The organism is Arthrobacter sp. AOP36-F1-5, from assembly GCF_058137995.1.
This window is the reverse complement of the sequence record NZ_CM176892.1, coordinates 260,994-280,128: the sequence shown is the minus strand read 5'-3', so window position 1 is coordinate 280,128 and position 19,135 is coordinate 260,994. Positions and strand designations below refer to the sequence as shown.

19 protein-coding genes are annotated in these 19,135 nt (G+C 67.1%); 10 read left to right on the top strand and 9 right to left on the bottom strand.

All coding sequences use genetic code 11. From position 1 onward, the window contains the following. Window positions 1-12 precede the first annotated feature (12 nt). Window positions 13-1,359: an NAD(P)/FAD-dependent oxidoreductase gene (locus AC3ZI9_RS01350; RefSeq protein WP_443382044.1), complete on the top strand. Its 1,347-nt coding sequence runs from the start codon at window positions 13-15 to the stop codon at window positions 1,357-1,359. Window positions 1,360-1,453: 94 nt separating this feature from the next. Here the strand turns inward: AC3ZI9_RS01350 and AC3ZI9_RS01345 are convergent, their stop codons facing one another. Beyond that, a complete protein-coding gene (locus AC3ZI9_RS01345) occupies window positions 1,454-2,401 on the bottom strand; it encodes an AraC-like ligand-binding domain-containing protein (protein WP_443382042.1) in 948 nt (315 codons plus the stop codon). 95 nt (window positions 2,402-2,496) lie between these two features. Further along, window positions 2,497-3,087 carry a TetR/AcrR family transcriptional regulator gene (locus AC3ZI9_RS01340; RefSeq protein ID WP_443382040.1) on the bottom strand — a complete coding sequence of 197 codons (591 nt, stop codon included), beginning with the start codon at window positions 3,085-3,087 and terminating at the stop codon, window positions 2,497-2,499. Between the two features lie 149 nt (window positions 3,088-3,236). Between AC3ZI9_RS01340 and AC3ZI9_RS01335 the strand changes: the two genes are divergently transcribed. Next, complete coding sequence (locus AC3ZI9_RS01335; protein WP_443382038.1) at window positions 3,237-3,749, top strand: metallophosphoesterase family protein; 513 nt, start codon at window positions 3,237-3,239, stop codon at window positions 3,747-3,749. A gap of 16 nt (window positions 3,750-3,765) precedes the next feature. Here AC3ZI9_RS01335 and AC3ZI9_RS01330 read toward each other — a convergent pair whose 3' ends face one another. The 3 genes from AC3ZI9_RS01330 to AC3ZI9_RS01320 form a co-directional block, all read right to left on the bottom strand. Next, window positions 3,766-3,981: a PLDc N-terminal domain-containing protein gene (locus AC3ZI9_RS01330; RefSeq protein WP_443382036.1), complete on the bottom strand. Its 216-nt coding sequence runs from the start codon at window positions 3,979-3,981 to the stop codon at window positions 3,766-3,768. Between the two features lie 35 nt (window positions 3,982-4,016). After that, window positions 4,017-5,009, bottom strand: coding sequence for an IS481 family transposase (locus tag AC3ZI9_RS01325; RefSeq protein WP_489923750.1), 993 nt, complete (start codon window positions 5,007-5,009; stop codon window positions 4,017-4,019). A gap of 230 nt (window positions 5,010-5,239) precedes the next feature. Then, window positions 5,240-6,496: an NAD(P)/FAD-dependent oxidoreductase gene (locus AC3ZI9_RS01320; protein WP_444554559.1), complete on the bottom strand. Its 1,257-nt coding sequence runs from the start codon at window positions 6,494-6,496 to the stop codon at window positions 5,240-5,242. Between the two features lie 463 nt (window positions 6,497-6,959). On the opposite strand from AC3ZI9_RS01320, the gene AC3ZI9_RS01315 reads away from it, so the two are divergent. Further along, on the top strand, window positions 6,960-8,384 hold the full coding sequence (locus AC3ZI9_RS01315; RefSeq protein ID WP_444554558.1) for a nucleobase:cation symporter-2 family protein: 1,425 nt from the start codon (window positions 6,960-6,962) through the stop codon (window positions 8,382-8,384). 88 nt (window positions 8,385-8,472) lie between these two features. Here the strand turns inward: AC3ZI9_RS01315 and AC3ZI9_RS01310 are convergent, their stop codons facing one another. Then, the gene (locus AC3ZI9_RS01310) at window positions 8,473-9,996 is read right to left on the bottom strand and encodes a helix-turn-helix domain-containing protein (protein ID WP_444554563.1); all 1,524 of its coding nucleotides are present in this window, start codon (window positions 9,994-9,996) and stop codon (window positions 8,473-8,475) included. A 151-nt stretch (window positions 9,997-10,147) separates the two neighbouring features. Here AC3ZI9_RS01310 and aceA point away from each other — a divergent pair, with 151 nt between their 5' ends. Continuing rightward, on the top strand, window positions 10,148-11,452 hold the full coding sequence (aceA, locus tag AC3ZI9_RS01305; RefSeq protein WP_444554557.1) for an isocitrate lyase: 1,305 nt from the start codon (window positions 10,148-10,150) through the stop codon (window positions 11,450-11,452). Between the two features lie 78 nt (window positions 11,453-11,530). Further along, window positions 11,531-13,168: a malate synthase A gene (aceB, locus tag AC3ZI9_RS01300; RefSeq protein ID WP_444554556.1), complete on the top strand. Its 1,638-nt coding sequence runs from the start codon at window positions 11,531-11,533 to the stop codon at window positions 13,166-13,168. A 129-nt stretch (window positions 13,169-13,297) separates the two neighbouring features. Here the strand turns inward: aceB and AC3ZI9_RS01295 are convergent, their stop codons facing one another. After that, complete coding sequence (locus AC3ZI9_RS01295; protein ID WP_444554555.1) at window positions 13,298-13,615, bottom strand: XRE family transcriptional regulator; 318 nt, start codon at window positions 13,613-13,615, stop codon at window positions 13,298-13,300. Window positions 13,616-13,735: 120 nt separating this feature from the next. Here AC3ZI9_RS01295 and AC3ZI9_RS01290 point away from each other — a divergent pair, with 120 nt between their 5' ends. The 5 genes from AC3ZI9_RS01290 (at window position 13,736) to AC3ZI9_RS01270 (ending at window position 18,050) form a co-directional block, all read left to right on the top strand. Beyond that, window positions 13,736-14,344, top strand: coding sequence for a phosphatase PAP2 family protein (locus tag AC3ZI9_RS01290; RefSeq protein WP_444554554.1), 609 nt, complete (start codon window positions 13,736-13,738; stop codon window positions 14,342-14,344). Between the two features lie 114 nt (window positions 14,345-14,458). Beyond that, on the top strand, window positions 14,459-15,391 hold the full coding sequence (locus AC3ZI9_RS01285) for an NAD(P)-dependent oxidoreductase (protein ID WP_444554553.1): 933 nt from the start codon (window positions 14,459-14,461) through the stop codon (window positions 15,389-15,391). Window positions 15,392-15,427: 36 nt separating this feature from the next. Then, window positions 15,428-16,114, top strand: a complete 687-nt coding sequence (locus tag AC3ZI9_RS01280; protein ID WP_444554552.1) for a BRCT domain-containing protein — start codon at window positions 15,428-15,430, stop codon at window positions 16,112-16,114. Window positions 16,115-16,192: 78 nt separating this feature from the next. After that, entirely contained in the window at window positions 16,193-17,266 is a 1,074-nt protein-coding gene (locus AC3ZI9_RS01275; protein WP_444554551.1) for an alkene reductase, read from the top strand. A gap of 52 nt (window positions 17,267-17,318) precedes the next feature. Further along, a complete protein-coding gene (locus tag AC3ZI9_RS01270) occupies window positions 17,319-18,050 on the top strand; it encodes a DsbA family oxidoreductase (protein ID WP_444566505.1) in 732 nt (243 codons plus the stop codon). Window positions 18,051-18,077: 27 nt separating this feature from the next. Here AC3ZI9_RS01270 and AC3ZI9_RS01265 read toward each other — a convergent pair whose 3' ends face one another. Continuing rightward, complete coding sequence (locus AC3ZI9_RS01265; protein ID WP_444554549.1) at window positions 18,078-18,821, bottom strand: LytR C-terminal domain-containing protein; 744 nt, start codon at window positions 18,819-18,821, stop codon at window positions 18,078-18,080. A gap of 4 nt (window positions 18,822-18,825) precedes the next feature. After that, window positions 18,826-19,125 (bottom strand): type II toxin-antitoxin system VapB family antitoxin, encoded by a 300-nt coding sequence (locus tag AC3ZI9_RS01260; RefSeq protein WP_444554548.1) that lies wholly within the window; start codon window positions 19,123-19,125, stop codon window positions 18,826-18,828. Window positions 19,126-19,135 lie beyond the last annotated feature (10 nt).

Sequence of the window (19,135 nt, the reverse complement as noted above, 5' to 3'; positions counted from 1 at the left end):
AAAGCGGTCCCCATGTCTGCCAAGGTCTTGATTGTCGGAGCCGGTTTCGCCGGCCTGGTCGCTGCACGCGAACTGCAAACCGCGGGTGTGGAGGTGGAGATCTTCGAGGCCCGGGACCGGATCGGCGGCCGGGCCTGGACCGAGGAGCGCATGGGCCTCCCCCTGGAGATCGGCGCGACCTGGGTCCATTGGATGCAACCGTTCGTCTGGACCGAGATCATCCGCTACGGCCAGGAGATCTATCCCAGCCCGGACTACGATCGTGCCTACTGGTTGACCTGCGGAACGGTCCACGAGGGGACCGAGGCGGAGTTGGATGCCAAACTGCAGCGCCCCCAGGCACGGATCTTCGAGGGCTCGCAGGAGTTCTTCCCGTACCCGCATGAGCCCCTGCACGTGCTCAGCCCGGACTACGACGGCTCCCCCGAGGTGGCTGAACGCTTCCGCCAGGCCGATCGGGGCAGTGTCCTCGATACCCTGCGCGACGGGGACTTCAGCCAGGAGGAAATCGATCTGGCCGACGCCTACTGGTCCGCCGGCTACAACGGCCATACGGCCACCGCCTCTCCGCTCATGGCCAAGCACTGGGCCGCACTCAGCGATCACCGTCTGTCCCTGCTCGATGAGCAGACGCTGAAGTTCAAGCTCAAGAACGGCATGCGTGGGATCTACGAGCCTCTGGCCGCGGATTTGCGCTGCCCCATCCACCTGGAGACGGCTGTGGAGCAGATCGTCCATGACGGCGCCGGCGTCCGCCTGACGACCGCCGACGGTGCGGTGCACGCGGCGGACGCGGGCATCGTCACCGTGCCGTGGGGCGCACTGAAGAACCTCGACTTCTCCCCCGGGCTTTCGGCCGACCAGCAGCGGCTGGTGGGCCAAGGATCGAATTCCACCGGGTTCAAGATCTGGATCAAGGTCAAGGGCCACCACAACTTCCTGGCCACCGCCCCGTCGGGGAATCCGTTGGCGATGATGAAGAGCGAGTACTTCCTGGAGGACGGCACGACCGTCCTGGTGGGATTCGGGCCGGACCACACGCGGATCGACCTGCAGGATGCGGAGCAGGTGCAGGAGATCATCCGCCGGTGGCGGCCGGATCTGGAGGTGCTCGAAACCACCGGGCACGACTGGGTGGCCGATAAGTGGAGCGGGCAGACCTGGTCCACCATTGCCTCCGAGCAGTTCACCGACGGCTGGCACCACTTCCGCTCCACGGGCACCCGGCTGCACTTCGCCGGCGCGGATTGGGCCAAGGGCTGGAACGGTGTCGTGGTCGATGGCGCCATCGAGTCCGGGATCACCACGGCCCGGACCATCCTGCAGGAGCTGGAGGCCGGGCCCACCGGGCACGCCTGAGATACGGAGCGCGGCGTCGAGGTGTCGACGCCGCGCTCCGGCGACCGGCCGGCCCGTGGGAAACCCGGCGCCAGGGCTCCCGGGGGCCCTGCCGTCAGCTCCGCGCGCGCAGGGCGCTGGGGGCGGAACCATAGGCGGCGCGGAAGCACCGGCTGAAGTGGGCGGCGTCGGGCAACCCGTTGCGGGCCCCGATGACCCCGACGGGCAGATGCGCCAACAGCGGGTCCAACAGCTCCCGATGGGACCGATCCAGTCTGCGCGCCCTGATCCAGGCCGACACGGTGGTTCCCGTGGGCTCGAAGAGCTTATGCAGGGTGCGGGGCGAGATGTAGTGGGCGGCGGCGATCGAGCCGGGCGTCAACGCGGGATCGGCCAGATGGGCCTCGACGTGCTGCTTGATCCTGTTCAGCTGCAACACCTGCTCGGCATCGGCGGCCCGCGGCCCCACCTGCACCTCCGCCGCCAGCACGGTGCCCAGCAGATCCACGGCATTGCGGGCCAGCAGGTAGCCGAGCCCGTCCCCGACCTCGGGCACCAGGTCCCCGATGCGCGCGATGCAGGGGACCACGGCCCGGCCCACGGCGTCGGAGGACCCCAGCCGACGGGCGGTCAACATCGACATGTCGGCATCATCGAGCCCGATCAGCTGCTTGGGGAACATGAGCACCAGCGTGGAGAAGTCCTCATGGAAACTCAGCGTATAGGGGCGTTGGGTGTCGTAGATGGCCAGGTCACCGGGGGACAGAACGGCTTCGCGCCCATCCTGGATGAGGATCCCGTGACCGCTCATCTGCAGGCTCACCTTGTAGTAGCCGGGGTCCGCGGGGTTGATCAGCGCCGGGGTACGGCGCACACGGTGGGCCATGGCATCGACTTCGAAGACCGCCAGGTCCTGGAGCCCATGTCCGGAGACCTGCCCGGCAAAAGGCCCCGGGGCCACCGGATCGGCCTCGAGCGGAACGAAGGAAGCGGAGACGAGTTCACGCCATCTGGTGAAGGTCTCCGCCCGCTGGGCTGCCGGGTGGCTCATCGCGATGGTCATCGATCCCCTCCTCCTCTGGTGACAGCTGTCACACACCAGTCAAAATACGCCAGTTCCCCGCGGAAGTCACTATTTTCTCCGAGTGTCGAAAAACCTCAGGCGGACAGCAAGCCCAAATGAACGTCGAGTTGACGGGTCAACTGCTCCGGGCCGGCATGCCCCGGATCCAGGGTGGCCGCCACCTGGGCGCCCAGCAGGAAGGTCAACAGCCCTTCGGCGGCCGGGCCGACCTCGACCCCCGCACGCAATTCGCCGGACTCCCGGGCCTGGGCGAGCCATTGCAGGATCCACCCACGCCAGATGACCATCGAATCGTCATTGAGCGCCGCCTTCTCGCGGTCGTGGATCGCCACATGCCAGAACGGCACCACCGTCCGCGCCTCATCCAGGCGGGTCGCATCCAACGGCAGCACCTCCCGGCCGAAGGCCCGCAGCGCGTCGAGTCCCTCCAGCGAGGCCGCCGCCTCGGCAATCCGCTCGCTGGTCCGGTGGAAGACGTGCTCGAAGGTCGCCTGGAGCAGGGCATCCTTGGTGGGGAAATACGGTTTGAGCGCACCGTTGGAAAAGCCGGCCTCCTCGGCCACCTCACGCATGGTGGCGCGCTGCAGGCCGAGTCTGGCGATGATCCGCCAGGTTGCTTCCACCAGCTCGATCCGTCGTCGTTCGTGATCGACGATCTTGGGCATGTACCGGCACCTTTCTGCCATCCCTCCCGATCCGAGGGTCCTGCCACCAGCTTAGGCGACCGGCAACCCTCCAGCCCTGGAGCCAGGGTGCTACGCGGCCTGGCGGCACCCCGCCCAGATGACCAGGCGGTTCATGAAAGGATGCCCCCATGAGCACGCGCCTGATCCTGATCGCCGATACCCATCTGCCCAAACGGGCCCGCGGACTGCACCCGAGCCTGTGGGAGCAGATCGAGGCGGCCGATATCGTCTTCCACGCCGGGGACTGGGTGGAACCGGAGCTGTTGGACGAGCTGGAGCGGCGCTGCCGGACATTGGTCGCCGTCCACGGGAACAACGACGGCGAGGAATTGCGTTCCCGGCTTCCCGAGATCGCCCACGTGGAGATCGAGGGACTGCGCTTTTCGATGATCCACGAAACCGGGGCCTCCGCGGGCCGGGAAAAGCGGTGCGCGCAGCAGTTCCCGGACACCGACGTGCTGGTCTTCGGGCACAGCCACATCCCGTGGGACACCACGGCGGCCAATGGCCTGCGATTGCTCAATCCCGGATCACCGACGGATCGGCGGCGCCAGCCGGTGTGCACCTACATGAGCGCAGTGGTGGACGACGGCGTCCTGGGCGAGGTATCCGTCATTCCGGTGGAGCGGGTCGGGGCCTGACGAGGCCCGGACTGGACTACTTCTTGCGTCCGACCGCGAAGTAACTGAGCGGGCCGATGAAATTGAAGAAGCTCGCGAAGAACCATGCGGTCTTGGGCCCGTTGACCTCGGCCGAGGGCCGCGTCGCGAGGTCCTTCAGGGCCGCCCCCTGCAATGCGACCTGGGCCGCTCCCAGCAGCATGACCCAGAACTTGCGTCCCGTGCTGAGGTCCTTGAAATGCTTCCTGGCCATCATCATCACTCCCGACGTTCGTTGATGGGACCAGCCTAGATGTACTGCCCATAGACGTTAGTTAAGCGGCTGATTGGTGGCTGGTTCCCGATTGCAGTGTGGGGCCTGTGGTGATTGTACGCATGGATCCAATCCGGCAGTGCTTCGCGGCGGGTGGCCTCGCTGCCATAGAACCTGGCGTAGGCCCAACCGTCGTTCAGGGTCCGATGGAACCGCTCGATTTTCCCATTGGTCTGGGGCCGGTAAGGGCGGGTCCGCTTGGGCGTGATGGCCAGCTCGGCGCAGGCGTCACGCCAGGCATGCGAGCGGTAGGCGGACCCATTATCAGATAGCACGCGCTCCACGACGACGTCACGGGCAGCGAACCACGCCACGGCCCGTTCCAGTACCGCGATGGCCGTTACCGACTTCTCATCATCATGAATCTCGGCATAGGCGATACGCGAGTGATCATCGATGACCGTGTGCACGAAGGCGGTTCCCATTTTCGGGTTGTGGTTCGCATTGCGGGGCTTGTCCGGGGTTGCTGCACGGTTCTTGTCTCCGGCCTGCCGGCCCACGAACCGGTGCCCGCCGCCGTCGGGAATATTGCCGAATTTGGTGACGTCCACGTGGATCATCGATCCCGGATAGGGGTGCTCATAGCGGCGGATTTTCTCACCGGTGACCCGGTCGATATAGCGCAGCCTGTTGATCCGGCAACGTACCAGCACTGCGTGCACCGTCGAGGCAGCCAGGCCCAGCCGGTAGGCGATCTGGACGGGCCCCAAGCGCTTGCGCCAGCGCAGTGCCACGATTTGTTTGACCGCTGCCTGCGGGGTGCGTGCAGGACTTGTCCGGGGTCTGCTGGGCTTGTCGGCCATCCCGGCCGCGCCGTGGGCTCGGTAGCGGTCGGCCCAGCGTTTGGCGGTGGGCCAGGAGACCATGAACATTTTCGCTGCGGTGGAGACGCTCCACTGCTGGTCAACGATGAGCTTGGCGATTCTCAGACGTGCTTTGGGGGTCAGGGCTGCATTAGCGTGGGACATGAAGGCCTCCTGTTTGTGAAGTGGTTTCTTAGACAGCTCCACTCCACATCGGGGGCCTTCGTCATCCCATCAATTCAGACCGTGTCGTCGCACGAGTTCAACCAACGTTGCTGGGCAGTACACCTAGACGAGTAGCCCGCCCGACACACCGCCAGAACAAGGAAACGGCGGCACCCGCAGGGGGTACCGCCGTCGTGCACTGCCGGTGGCAGTGCCCTGCCTGCTTCCTACTAGCGCAGCGGGCTGAAGTGGCGCATCAGCGGGGCCGTGCCCTGGCCGGTCATCTCGGCGGCCAGCATCTTGCCGGTCAGCGGGCCGAGGGCGACGCCCCACATGCCATGGCCGCCGGCGACGTGCACGCGCGGGGACTTGGTGGCGCCGATCAACGGCAGGCCATCGGCGGTGCAGGGACGGGCTCCCACCCATTCCTCCTGGCGGTCCTCCCAATCGATGCCGGTGTACATCGGGGAGGCGGCCTTGATGATCGCCTGGATCCGGCGTTCGTCCAACGGCGCATCGGCGTCGCGGAATTCCATCATGCCGGCGACCCGGAAGCGATCCCCCAGCGGCGTGCAGGCGACCCGCTGGGCGGGGAAGTAGATGGGGTGGGTCGGCATGGACTCGGGCTTGACGGTGAAGCTGTAGCCACGCCCTGCCTGGACGATCTGGCGGACGCCGAATTTGCGGGTCAGCGAGTTCAACCAGGCTCCGGTGGCCAGGACCACCGAATCGGCGGTCATGCTCCTGCCGCTGGAACCGATCACCGTCACGGAGTTCCCGGAGTCACGGACGTCGGAGACGGCGAAGCCGTCAATGATCTCCCCGCCGCGCTGGCGTACCGACTCGGCGAGCGATTCCATGAAGTTCGGCGGGTTGAGGAAACGCTGGTCGTGGATCTTCACGCCGGCGGTGACCCCCGAACCCAAGGTGGGCTCCAGTGCGCGGATCTCCGCGCCGGTCATCAGATCGAAGTCCACGGATCCTCCGGCTTCGCGGATGCCCTCGAACTCGTGCACCAGTCCCTCGCGGTCCTTCTCGGTGGCGAAGGCGGCCAGGAAGGGCTCGGCCGGTTTGGTGGGTTCGGTGACCGCGTTGCTGCCCTCGGCCAGCTCGGCGAAGGCATCCAGACCGGTGCTGCCGATCTCACTGAACACCTTCATGGCTTCGCGCCATTTGCCCGGGGTGCAGTGCCGGGCGAATCCGGCCAGGAACCTGATCAACGAAGGATCGGTGGTCAACGGGATGTAGAGGGGCGAGGCAGGGTCCAGCATGGCCTTGGCTCCGGTGGCGAACACGGAGGGTTCGCTCAATGGCAGGGTCAGGGCCGGGGTCAGCCAGCCGGCATTGCCCCAGGAGGAGCCGGCGGAGACTCCGGTCCGGTCGACGATGGTGACCCGGACCCCCCGCTCCTGCAGGTGCCAGGCGGTCGACAGACCGACGATGCCCGCGCCGACGACGACGACGTGTTCAGGATGTTGCATGCCCATGGTTTCTCCCGTTGGCTCGATCAGACTCGCACCGTAAGGATGCCCGAGCCCGCCGCCAACCTCAACCCCTCGGGAGGTTTCCACGGTAGCGCTGGCACCCGGAGGCCAAATCATGAATTAATCACGGGCACAGACGGTAATTCAGCATTTACTTCGGTCTTTGCCCTACTTTATTCCTTGGTCCACCGGGACTATGTCACAGCCGCGACCGCCGGGCTCCCCCAGGCCCAGGTCCGACGCGGTCCGGACCCGGGGATCTTCGACCGCCGACCCATCGCCGCCATGACAGGGCCTCGACACAACCCTTGACATTGCCCGTGTGACCCAGTTCACTATATTGCATAACGGAATTCAGTTTCCGCTATACGGAATCCCAGGTGATCAGCCAGGGATCCGGACCCCAGTACAAGGAACAGCTGTCGCCCGGACCTGCTTCCGATCATCCGCACACAAGGGAAACTCCATGAACAAGAACGCATCAAGCGCCGCGGCAGGCCGCCGCACCGCGCCTGCACGTCCCGAAGACGAGCGTCTGCCCATCGGTAGCACCTTCGCTTACGGCTTCCAGCACGTTTTGACCATGTACGGCGGAATCATCGCCCCGCCACTGATCGTCGGCACCGCAGCGGGCATGAGCTCCTCCGACGTCGGCCTGCTCATTGCCGCCTGCCTGTTCGTCGGCGGCCTGGCCACCCTGCTCCAGACCATCGGCATTCCGTTCTTCGGGTCCCAGCTGCCGCTGGTCCAGGGCGTCTCCTTCGCCGGCGTGGCCACCATGACGGCCATCATCGGTGGCGGCGGTGGCATCCAAGCGGTCTTCGGAGCGGTGATGGTCTCCGCAGCCGTCGGGCTGCTGATCACCCCGGTGTTCTCCAAGGTGATCAGATTCTTCCCACCGGTCGTCAACGGCGTGGTGATCACCGTCATCGGCTTGTCGCTGATGCCGGTGGCCGCCAACTGGGCCATGGGCGGCAATGACAAGGCCGACGACTACGGCTCCATGGCCAACATCGGCCTGGCCGGCGCGACCCTGCTGATCGTCCTGCTGCTGAGCAAGCTCGGCAATGCGACGATCTCCCGCCTGTCCATCCTGCTGGCCATCGTCATCGGTACGCTGGTCGCCGTCTTCACCGGCATGGCCGACTTCTCCGGGGTCGGCAACGGCCCGGTCTTCGCCTTCCCGGCCCCCTTCGCCTTCGGCTGGCCGACCTTCGAACTGCCGGCCATCATCTCGATGCTGATCGTCACGCTGGTCATCCTGACCGAAACCACGGCGGATATCCTGGCCGTCGGTGAAATCGTCGAAACCGAGGTCGATTCCAAGCGCATCGGCAACGGTCTGCGCGCCGACATGATCTCCAGCCTGATCTCGCCGGTGTTCAACTCCTTCACCCAGAGCGCCTTCGCCCAGAACGTCGGGCTGGTGGCCATCACCGGCATCAAGAGCCGTTTCGTGGTCAGCGCCGGCGGCCTGATCCTCGTGCTGCTGGGCCTGCTGCCGGTCATGGGACGCATCGTCGCGGCGGTGCCTACCGCGGTCCTCGGCGGAGCCGGCATCGTGCTCTTCGGCACCGTGGCCGCCAGTGGCATCCGCACGTTGGCCAAGGTCAACTACAAGGACAATATGAACCTGATCATCGTGGCCACCGGCGTCGGCTTCGGCATCATCCCGATCGCCGCCCCGGCCTTCTGGAACGAGTTCCCGACCTGGGTCGGCACGATCTTCCACTCGGGCATCAGCTCGGCCGCGGTCGCCGCGATCCTGCTGAACATCCTGTTCAACCACATCAAGGTCGGAACCCCGACGGACCCCTCGGTCTTCGCCAAGGCCCCGGTCCGGCCGGCCACCGAAAAGGACTTCGAGACCCACGAAGTCTCCGAGGTCTAGGCCCCGGACACCAGACCGACACCAGTAGAAAAGCGAGGGAGCAGCTCCGGGACACCGGGGCTGCTCCCTCGCATTTCGTGACCGGGTCTCAGCCCCCGTGTGCCTGCAGGAACTCGTACACCTCGGTTTCGTCGACCCCGGGGAACGCCCCCGAAGGCATGGCGGCCAACAGGTGGGAGTTCGCCCGGGCCGCCGGCCAGGCCTGACCGGCCCAGGAGCGGGCCAGCGCCTCCGGCGGACGCTTGCAACACGACTCATCCGGGCAGCGTGATTTGGACCGTTCGGTGGTGTCACGGCCGCGGAACCACTTCACGTGTTCGTAGGGGACCCCGATGCTCAGCGAGTACATCCCCGAGGAGTGGCGTTCGGTGCGGGCGGTGCACCAGAAGGTCCCCACCACGGTGTCGGTGTATTGCTCGAAGGCCCGGAACTTATCCGGGACCTCGAAGACCTCGCGGCTGGTCCAGTACCGGCAGATCGACTGCCCCTCGATGGCGCCGGTGTGGTCGGCGGGGAAGTTCACGTCGTCGTTCTCGTAGGCCTTGTGCAGGATGCCCGACTCGTGGACCTTCTGGAAGTGGCAGGTGATGCCCAGGTGTTCGGTGGCCAGGTTCGTGAAGCGGTGGGCCGCCGATTCGTAGGAGACCGCATAGGCATCACGCAGGTCCTCGATCGCCAACGACTTGGACTTCTTGGCCTCCTCGAGGAAACCCACGGTGGTCTTCTGCGGCATCAGCAGGGCCGCGGCGAAGTAGTTGGTGTAGACCCGCTGACGGAGGAACTCGCTGTAGTTCCGGGGGGCCTCATGACCCAGGACGTAGTGGCCCAGCGCCTGCAGCAGCACCGACCGGGCGTCATGATCGCTTCGGGTCCCCTGCACCAGATAAATTCTGCGGTTCTTCAGATCGGTCACCGACCGGGTCGAATGCGGCAGGTCCCCGACGAAGCGCAGCCCGAATCCCAGATGCTCGGCCAGATCGGCGGCGACATGGTGGGACAACGGTCCCGAGGTGTGCCCGACGGCGTCGAGCAGACCCTGGGCCTGCTTCTCCAGCTCGGGGTAGTGGTTGTTGCATTCACGCATTTCGGTGCGGATCTCGGTATTGGCCCGACGCGCTTCCTCGGGGGTCGCCGCCTGCTCCTCGAGCCGCCGTTCGAGCTCATGCTGCAGGCCGACCATGGATTCAAGCACATCCATCGGCAACCGTGAGGACACCCGGACCTTGGGCAGCCCCAAGGATCCGTAGAGCGGTCCGCGCTGGGCCCTTTCCAACTCGATTTCCAGCCCGGCCCGCCGGCTCGGAGGCTCGGATCCGAGCAGGTCGTCCACGCCGGTATCCAGGGCGGCGGCCAGTTGCCGCAACAGCCCCACCTTGGGCTCGCGTTTTCCGTTCTCGATCAGGCTCAGCTGCGAGGGGGCCACCGAGACCAGGGCACCCAACCCATCCAGGGTCAGCGCCTTGCCCTTGCGTAGGTGGCGCACCCGGCGGCCCAGGGCAATGGCATCCAGTTCGGGGTCGTCGTGGGTCGAGGCGCCCTGCGGGGACTGTCCGCCGGAGGGCCGGTTCCATGTGGGAGTCGTCACTTCTTGAGAATAGCTCAAGAAGTGCAAATCTTTCCACCCCAACCCCCTAGAAAACCCCTTGCGGATCGCGAAGAGTCATGACTACGAACAAAAACACGGAAACATCGACCGACCGGCAGAGGCGCCGGGAACGTCGTCGGATCCCCGGGACACCCGGAGCGACACCAAGGAGAATGCCATGACGCAGAAGCAGAATTCCGCCGCAGAGCGCGAACAGGCCCTGGAGATGGAGTGGAGCGCCAACCCCCGCTGGGCAGGCATCACCCGCGAATACACGGCGGCGGAGGTCGTTCGGCTGCAGGGACGCGTCGTCGAAGAGAACACGTTGGCCCGTCGCGGTTCCGAAAAGCTCTGGGACCAGCTCACCACCGAAGCCACGACCGGCGCCTACACCAACTCCCTGGGCGCCCTGACCGGCAACCAGGCGGTCCAGCAGGTCAAGGCAGGCCTGCGGGCCATCTACCTCTCCGGTTGGCAGGTTGCCGCCGACGCCAACCTCGCCGGCCAGACCTACCCCGACCAGTCGCTCTACCCGGCCAACTCGGTCCCCCAGGTGGTGCGCCGCATCAACAACGCCCTCCAGCGCGCCGACCAGATCGAATTCGCCGAGGACATCCATTCCGTCGAGGACTGGCTGGTCCCGATCGTCGCCGACGCCGAGGCCGGCTTCGGTGGCCCGTTGAACGCCTACGAACTGATGAAGTCGATGATCACCGCCGGCGCCTCGGGGGTGCACTGGGAAGACCAGCTCGCCTCGGAGAAGAAGTGCGGCCACCTCGGCGGCAAGGTCCTCATCCCCACCGGCCAGCACATCCGCACCCTCAATGCCGCCCGCCTGGCCGCCGACGTTTCCGATACCCCCAGCGTGATCATCGCCCGCACCGATGCCGAAGCCGCCACCCTGATCACCTCCGACGTCGATGAGCGTGACGCGCAGTTCGTCACCGGCGAGCGCACCGCCGAAGGCTTCTACAAGGTCCGCAACGGGATCGAACCCTGCATCGCCCGGGCCAAGGCCTACGCCCCCTATTCCGACCTCATCTGGATGGAGACCGGGACCCCTGACCTGGAGATGGCCAAGAAGTTCGCCGAAGCAGTCAAGGCCGAACACCCCGACCAGATGCTCGCATACAACTGCTCGCCGTCCTTCAACTGGAAGAAGCACCTCGACGACGCCACGATCGCCAAGTTCCAGCGCGAACTCGGCGCCATGGGATTCACCTTCCAGTTCATCACCCTGGCCGGGTTCCACGCCCTGAACCACTCGATGTTCGATCTGGCCTCCGGCTACGCCCGGAACGGCATGAGCGCCTACGTCGAACTCCAGGAACGCGAATTCGCCTCCGAGGCCGCCGGCTACACCGCCACCAAGCACCAGCGCGAGGTCGGCACCGGCTACTTCGACCAGATCGCCACGACCCTGAACCCCGAAGCATCCACCCTGGCTCTGGTGGGATCCACCGAAGCCGGCCAGTTCCACTAGGCACCACACGACGCCGGTGCCGGGGCCCACCCACCCGGGCACCGGCGTCGTCCCCCACCATTTTTAAGGAGATCCGCCATGAACGACCCCATCACCCTGAACGGCACCACGCCGAATGCTTCGCCGGTCCGCGGCCAGGAGCAGATCCTCACCCCCCGGGCCATGGACTTCCTGGCGCAGCTGCATCACGAGTTCGAGCCGCGCCGGAAGGAACTGCTGGCCCTGCGCGAAACGCGCCGCCGCGAGATCGCCGGCGGCCAGGATCCGCACTTCCTGGAAGAGACCCGGCCCATCCGTGAAGACGACTCCTGGACGGTCGCCCCCATCGCCCCCGGCCTGGAGGACCGCCGGGTGGAGATCACCGGACCGCCGGAACGCAAGATGGCCGTCAACGCACTGAACTCCGGTGCCAACGTCTGGCTGGCGGATCTGGAGGACTGCACCACCCCCACCTGGCAGAACGTCATCAACGGGCAGCTGACCCTGCGGGCCGCGCTCGAGAACGACCTCGACTTCACCTCCGAGGAGGGCCAGGAGTACACGGTCACCGGACGGACGCTGACCGAGCTGCCGACCATCATGGTCCGGCCGCGCGGCTGGCACCTGCCCGAGCGGCACCTGACCATCGGCGGCAAGTCCACCTCGGGGGCGCTGGTCGACTTCGGCCTCTACTTCTTCCACAACGCGCAGCGGTTGATCTCCGGCGGACGTGGCCCCTACTTCTACCTGCCCAAGATCGAGAACCATCTGGAGGCCCGCCTCTGGAACGACGTGTTCATCAGGGCCCAGGAGTTGCTGGACATCCCCCGGGGGACCATCCGCGCCACGGTCTTCATCGAGACCATCACCGCGGCCTTCGAACTCGAGGAGATCCTCTACGAACTGCGGGAGCACTCCGCGGGCCTGAACGCCGGCCGGTGGGACTACATCTTCTCAGTGATCAAGAACTTCCGCACCCGCGGACCGCGGTTCGTGCTGCCGGACCGGGCGATGGTGACCATGACCGCCCCCTTCATGCGGTCCTTCACCGAACAGCTGGTGCGGGCCTGCCACCGCCGCGGGGCCACGGCCATCGGTTCCATGAGCGCCTTCATCCCGAACCGGCGCGACGAGGCCGCCAACGCGGTGGCCTTCGAGACCGTCGGGGTCGAGAAATCCCGCGAAGCCGCCGACGGTTTCGACGGCGCCTGGGTGGCCCACCCGGATCTGGTCCCGGTGGTGCAGCGGATCTTCGATCGGGAGATGGGCGGAAAACCGAACCAGATCGACCGTCTGCGCGAAGACGTCGCCGTCGATGACCGGGCCTTGCTGGACATCGCCGGAACCCCGGGGCTGATCACCGAGGGCGGGGTCCGGATGAACGTGGTCATCGGGCTGCGCTACATCGAGTCCTGGTTGCGGGGCAACGGGGCCGTGGTCCTGAAGAACATGATGGAGGACGCCTCCACCGCCGAGATCTCCCGCTCGCAGATCTGGCAGTGGATCCACCAGGGTGCGGTGACCGACGACGGTGAGCTGATCACCGCCGAGTTCGTCGAGGAGATCGTGGAGGAGGAGTACGCGAAGATGGAACGCTTCGAGGGGGACCGGTTCGCCGATGCCCGGGAGATCTTCGATGAGTGTGCCCTGCAGGATGACTACCCGGCCTTCCTGACCGTGCCGTCCTACACGCGGTTCCTCTGCCAGTCCAAGGCGCGGCAGATGATCGACGCCTGACCAGCCACCGACCGCCCCGCCGGGGGTTCTTCCTCCATTGGATCCCGGGCCGGGGCGGTCGGCCCCCACACCACGACGGACCCCATCTGGCAGAGCTGCCGGGGTCCGTCGTCTTTTTGAGGTCGGGGTCTAGATGTCGTCCTCGTAGGCGGGGCCGCCCTCGCCCTCCCAGGTCTCCAGCCGGCGGACCTTGGAGGCGTTGTATTTGCGGCGGACCCCGCGGCCGGCATCCTCGTCCTCCTCGACGAAGACGGCGCCGTACTGTTCCAGGGCGTGGCGCAGCATGGCGTTCTGCTCGACGGTCAGATCGTGGTTGCCTTTTTCGAAGGCCCGGATCTGCTGTTTCTCCAGTCCGGCGGCCCGACCAATGACCTTGCTCGAGACCTGGGTGATGGCGCGGGCGGCCCGGGCCAGATCGGCGGGTATGAATGTTGATGGGTTCTTCATGCCTTGATCATCCCAGTCTTCGCGCGCGAAGTCAGGCGACCCGACCGGGACGGGTGCACCAGTAGGCTGGATACCGGTTCCGGAGGGCCCGGATGAGTGGAGACGGCGGGGAGCAAACCGATGGACATCGATCCGGGGAACGACGTCGACACGGCCCCTCGCCGGGGATCGCCGGCGGCCCGGACCGTCACCACCCTCCTCTCCCCCGTGGTCCTGGTCAGCGCCTACCTGCTGGTGCTGCCGCTGCGGAGTCCGGACACCACCTGGCTGCAGGCCATCGTGGCCCTGGTCTTCACCACGGGACTGCCCTGGCTGGGCGTGGTGTGGATGAAGCATCGGGGCCGGGTCACCGATCTGCATGTCCGTGAGCGGTCGCAGCGCCGGCCCGTGTTCGTCCTCGCCGGGGCATCCCTGCTGATCGGTGGCGGCGCGTTGGTGCTGCTGCGGGCCCCGGCGGCGGTCTTCAGCGCGCTGGGGTTGATCCTGGCCGGACTGCTGATCTGCCTGGTGGTGAACCTGCGGTGGAAGATCTCCGTGCATACGGCGGTCGCCGCCTTCATCTGGCTCGAGGTCTTCTCCGACCCGGACTGGGGTGCGGCCGCCGCCCTCTTCCTGACCTTGCTGGTCGGCTGGTCGCGTCTGGAGCTGCGACGGCATACCCCGGGCCAGGTGCTCGCCGGTGCGCTGGTGGGCTGCATCGTGTTCGCCGGCGGGCTGGCCCTGCCCTGAACCGCTCGTCCGGCCAGGGGCTCCCGCGGTTCCTGCCCGTCGACCGCTTATAGGATGGCGGGGACCACCGGCGAGGGCCCAGGCCCGCCCCCGACACCTGCGAACGGAGCACCCATGGCACTTCGTGTTCTGGTCCCTTCCCCCGCGTTGGCCCACGCCATCAGCGGTCCGGGGATCGAAGCCATCATCTGGCATATCGATTCCGAGGCCTCCCCGGCCCCGGCAGCCGATGTCCTGATCACCGAGCGTCCCCGCGTCCAGGCCCACCGTTCCCGGGTGAACAGCATCCCCGGCCTGCGCCACGTCCATCTGCTGTCCATCGGCTACGAATGGGTCCTGGACCATCTGCCGCCCGGGGCCACGCTGAGCAATTCGCGGGGCGCCGTCGAGGATGCCACCGCCGAACACGGGCTCGCCCTGACCCTGGCGGCACTGCGCGATCTGCCGGTCGCCGCCACCCAACAGCACCGCCACGACTGGACACCGCTGTGGACCACGTCCCTGCATGGTTCGGTGGTCGTCCTCCTGGGCCATGGCGGGGTGGGCCGGGAAGTGGCCGCCCGGTTGGCGCCCTTCCGTCCGGCAGCCGTGCTCCCCGTGGCCCGCCGGGAACGCACCACCGAGAGCGGGGTCCACGTCCACGGGGTCCAGGAGCTGCCCGGGCTCCTGCCCCGGGCCGACGTCGTCATCGTCACCCTGCCCCACGCGGCGGGCACCGAACGGCTCGTGGATGGCGCCTTCCTGGCCGCCATGGCCGACGGGGCCCTGCTGGTGAACATCGGTCGCGGCGCGGTCGTGGACACCGAGGCACTGGTCGCCGAGTTGCAGTCCGGACGGCTACGGGCCGCCCTGGATGTCGTCGACCCGGAACCGCTCCCGGCCGGCCACCGGCTCTGGGAGGCCCCCGGCTGCCTGCTGACCCCGCATATGGCCGGGAACACCAACGAATTCATCCGCCTGTCCACCGAGGGCGCCGTGGAGCAGGTCCAGCGTCTGGCGCAGGGCCGGGCCCCGATCCACCTCGTGGCCGGACCGGGGGCCGGGTAGCCCCTCGACGGTCCCCGCCCGGTACTCTGGGGAACCATGGAGAACATCACGCTCAAGCCCGGCGACCAGGTCGTCTTCACCTCCCTGGAAGCACTCGATAAGAACGATCTCGCCCAGGCAGTCACGGACGCCGGCTACCTCGTGGGTCCCGGGGTCTCGAAGAAGACCGCCCTGCTGGTGGCCGGGGACCCCGACGTGGATTCAACCAAGTCGCGCAAGGCCCGCGACTACGGCATCCCCGTCATCGGCGAGCACGACTTCGTTCAACGCTTCCTCGGCGGGGTCCTCCCGGCCACGGCGGAGGCCCCCGAGCTCTCGGCCCCGGCCTCGCTGGACGACCTGCCCCCGAATGCCAAACGTGATCTTCCCGCCGTGAAGCTCGCCTGCGCTGCGTTGCGCGAGGAACTCCCCGTCCAGGCCCTGGTCAAGACCCCGGAGGCCGGGGTCTTCGTCGTCCGCGGTCCCGCCCGCCATTCGGCCCTCGGCGAGGCCTGGATGGTCGGCGGCGTCGCCGTCGCCGGCTCCACCGGGACCCCCGATAAGATCGTGCGCGCCCTGGGCCTGGCCGGCGGTGATGAATCGGCACCGCAGGACGACCTCGAACGGCTGGACGTCAACCACCCCACCTACGGGCAGTTCAGCGTCTATGGCCCCCTCCGCCACCAGGCCGGGCTGGACCTGGTCGGCCCCTGGATCCGCGGTGGGGTCCACAGCCGGGATTGAGCTGCGGGCCGGCGCCGGGGAATACCCCGGGCGCCGGTCGGTGTTGCACCAGGCATCCCCGACCACAGGAGCCTTTCCATGGATCTGTTTGCCCCGCTCACCCTCGGCGACCTCGACCTGCCCAACCGGCTGGTCATGGCCCCGCTGACCCGATCACGGTCCCGCGTTGACGGGGTGCCCAACGACGACGTCGTGGAGTACTACCGCCAACGGGCTTCGATGGGGCTGATCGTCAGCGAGGGAACCTATCCCAGCCAGACGGGCCAGGGATTCGTGCGCCAGCCCGGACTGGCCACCGAGGAGCAGGTCGCCGGGTGGAAACGCGTCACCGACGCCGTCCATGCCGAGGGCGGGCTGATCATCGCCCAGGTCATGCATGCCGGCCGGGTCACCCACCCGGAGATCACCGGGGTCCAGGAGGTCGTCGCCCCCAGTGCGATCGCCGTCGAGGGAAGCACCCGCACCTACACCGGCAAGCACCCCTACCCGGTCCCCCGCGCCCTGGAGACCTCCGAGCTGGCTGGCATCGTGGAGGAGTTCGTCCGGGCCTCGACCAATGCGATCGCCGCCGGCTTCGACGGGGTGGAACTCCATGGCGCCAACGGCTACCTGCTCCATGAGTTCCTGGCCTCCTCGACGAATACACGCACCGATGCCTACGGCGGGTCCCCGGGAAACCGGGCCCGCCTGGTCATCGAGGTGGCCACCGCGGTGGCCGCGGCCATCGGTTCCGGCCGCACCAGCCTGCGGATCTCCCCCGAACACAATGTCCAAAGCACCCTGGAGGAGGACCGCGACGACGTCGCGGCCACCTACGGTGCGCTCATCGACGGGATCGCCCCGCTGGGATTATCGGCGCTGAGCATCCTGCACCGGCAGCCGACCGGGGAACTGGCCCAGGATCTGCGCTCGCGTTTCGGCGGCCCCGTGCTGTTGAATTCGGGGTTCGCCGAGATCACCACCGTCGAGGACGCCCGGGAGCTGACCTCCAGCGGCTGGGGTGAGGCGGTCGTCGTCGGGCGGCCCGCCATCGCCAACCCGGATCTGGTGCGGCGCTGGCGTGAGGACCTGCCGCTGAACGAACCGAACCAGGCGACCTTCTACACCGAGGGGCCCACCGGGTACATCGACTACCCGTTCTGGCAGAACTAGCCCCCGGACACCGGACGGGAATAGTCCTCGGCGCGGGGAGGTTGAAGCATCCATGACTTCTCCGCGCCTTTCCGTCGATATCTGGTCCGACATCTCCTGCCCCTGGTGCTTCATCGGCAAACGTCGTTTCGAAGCGGCCCTGGCCACCCTTTCCTTCCGTGACCAGGTGGACGTGACCTGGCACAGCTACCAGCTCGATCCCTCGCTGCCGGCCCACTACGACGGCACCGAATTCGAGTATCTTTCGCAGAAGAAGGGCATGGACCCGGCGCAGGTGAAGCAGATGCTCGAACACGTCACCGGCCAGGCCGCCGACGAGGGGCTGCACTACGATTTCGGCAACCTCAAGGTCGCCAATTCCTTCACCGCCCACCGCCTGCTGCATCTGGCCGAGGCGCATGGCCTGGCCGGCGAGGTCAAGGAGGCGCTGCTCTCCGCCCAGTTCGAAAAGGGCCTGGACACCGGGGACACCACGGTGCTGCGCCGGATCGGCACCGACGCCGGACTGGCCGAGGACGACGTCGTGGCGGTCCTGGAATCGGATCGGTACACCGCCGAGGTCGAGGCCGACATCGCCCAGGCCCGCGCCCTGGGGGTGACCGGGGTGCCGTTCTTCGTCCTGGACATGAAGTACGGAATCTCCGGGGCCCAGCCACCCGAGGTGTTCGCCGAGGCCCTGACCACCGCCTGGGGTGAGGTCTCCCCGCTATCCATGGTCAACGCCGGACAGGACCCGGCCTCCGGCACCCAGGCCCCCGCCTGCGGCCCCGAGGGCTGCGACTAGCAGCGGCCCACCCGCCGCCGTCCCGGGTTACTTCCCGTCCTGATCCTTCGCCGGTGAGGGGTCCGCCTTCCCGGAGGCCGCCGCGGATTCCTTGGCCTTCTTGCGGGCTTCCTTCACCGCGATCGGGCAGCTGAGCTGGCCGTCGGAGGTATCCACCTTCTTCTTCGGGACGATCGACCCGGCCTTGTACTTCTTGCCGATGACGAAATCGATGGTGTCGGCGCTGCGCTTGGGCTTCTTCACGTATTCGGTGCCCTTGATATGGCGTTGGACGGTCAGGGCGTTGGCCCGGCCCTTCGTCCCGGAGACCACGGTGCCCACGATGTCGGCGTTCTTCAACTTCGCATTGGCCACCTTCCCGATCGTGAAACCGTGCTTCTTCAGCGATTCGGCCGTGGCCGCGGCCAGCCCGGCGCTGGTGGTGGCGTTGTAGACGTTGACGGTGACGTCCTTCGGCTTCGCGTACTCCAGTTCCTCCTGCGGGCAGACGGCGGCGGCCGGATCCTCCGCCTGCGCCGTCGCCGTGGGCGTCGGCGCCGGTTCCAGGGCGGGGATGACCACCTGCCCGGTCTTGACCAGGTAGGCGAGCACGAGCGCGGCGATCACCAGCGCGACCAGCAGGCCCAGCACCATCCCGTGCAGCAGCCGGCGCCGGTAGTAGCGCGGGTTCTCCACGCGTTCGGGGTCGTGATCGGAGAACCCCTCGTCCAGGTCCTCCTCGGTGACGATCCGTTGGCCATGCCAGTCGGTCGGGTCTCGTTCATCGCTCATGGGATCACGAATCCAGGATCAGGACGCGGGCGTGCATGACCGAACGCTGGTGCAGGGCGGTCCGCACGGCCCGGTGCAGCCCGTCCTCCAGATACATGGTGCCCTGCCACTGCACCACGTGGGGGAAGAGGTCACCGAAGAACGTGGAGTCCTCCGCCAACAGCGCTGCCAGGTCCAGGGTCGCCTTGGTGGTCACCAATTCATCGAGGCGTACCTGACGGGGGGCGACGACGGCCCAGTCCTTGGGAGTGACAAGGTCGTGGTCGGGGTACGGGCGGGATTCGCCGACTGCTTTGAAGATCACTGTTCCAGCT

Excerpts from the sequence above, each read along its gene's own strand:
- AC3ZI9_RS01350 (WP_443382044.1), top strand. The coding sequence starts at position 13 with ATGTCTGCCAAGGTCTTGATTGTCGGAGCCGGTTTCGCCGGCCTGGTC.
- AC3ZI9_RS01345 (WP_443382042.1), bottom strand. The coding sequence starts at position 2,401 with ATGACCATCGCGATGAGCCACCCGGCAGCCCAGCGGGCGGAGACCTTC.
- AC3ZI9_RS01340 (WP_443382040.1), bottom strand. The coding sequence starts at position 3,087 with ATGCCCAAGATCGTCGATCACGAACGACGACGGATCGAGCTGGTGGAA.
- AC3ZI9_RS01335 (WP_443382038.1), top strand. The coding sequence starts at position 3,237 with ATGAGCACGCGCCTGATCCTGATCGCCGATACCCATCTGCCCAAACGG.
- AC3ZI9_RS01330 (WP_443382036.1), bottom strand. The coding sequence starts at position 3,981 with ATGGCCAGGAAGCATTTCAAGGACCTCAGCACGGGACGCAAGTTCTGG.
- AC3ZI9_RS01325 (WP_489923750.1), bottom strand. The coding sequence starts at position 5,009 with ATGTCCCACGCTAATGCAGCCCTGACCCCCAAAGCACGTCTGAGAATC.
- AC3ZI9_RS01320 (WP_444554559.1), bottom strand. The coding sequence starts at position 6,496 with ATGGGCATGCAACATCCTGAACACGTCGTCGTCGTCGGCGCGGGCATC.
- AC3ZI9_RS01315 (WP_444554558.1), top strand. The coding sequence starts at position 6,960 with ATGAACAAGAACGCATCAAGCGCCGCGGCAGGCCGCCGCACCGCGCCT.
- aceA (WP_444554557.1), top strand. The coding sequence starts at position 10,148 with ATGACGCAGAAGCAGAATTCCGCCGCAGAGCGCGAACAGGCCCTGGAG.
- aceB (WP_444554556.1), top strand. The coding sequence starts at position 11,531 with ATGAACGACCCCATCACCCTGAACGGCACCACGCCGAATGCTTCGCCG.
- AC3ZI9_RS01295 (WP_444554555.1), bottom strand. The coding sequence starts at position 13,615 with ATGAAGAACCCATCAACATTCATACCCGCCGATCTGGCCCGGGCCGCC.
- AC3ZI9_RS01290 (WP_444554554.1), top strand. The coding sequence starts at position 13,736 with ATGGACATCGATCCGGGGAACGACGTCGACACGGCCCCTCGCCGGGGA.
- AC3ZI9_RS01285 (WP_444554553.1), top strand. The coding sequence starts at position 14,459 with ATGGCACTTCGTGTTCTGGTCCCTTCCCCCGCGTTGGCCCACGCCATC.
- AC3ZI9_RS01280 (WP_444554552.1), top strand. The coding sequence starts at position 15,428 with ATGGAGAACATCACGCTCAAGCCCGGCGACCAGGTCGTCTTCACCTCC.
- AC3ZI9_RS01275 (WP_444554551.1), top strand. The coding sequence starts at position 16,193 with ATGGATCTGTTTGCCCCGCTCACCCTCGGCGACCTCGACCTGCCCAAC.
- AC3ZI9_RS01270 (WP_444566505.1), top strand. The coding sequence starts at position 17,319 with ATGACTTCTCCGCGCCTTTCCGTCGATATCTGGTCCGACATCTCCTGC.
- AC3ZI9_RS01265 (WP_444554549.1), bottom strand. The coding sequence starts at position 18,821 with ATGAGCGATGAACGAGACCCGACCGACTGGCATGGCCAACGGATCGTC.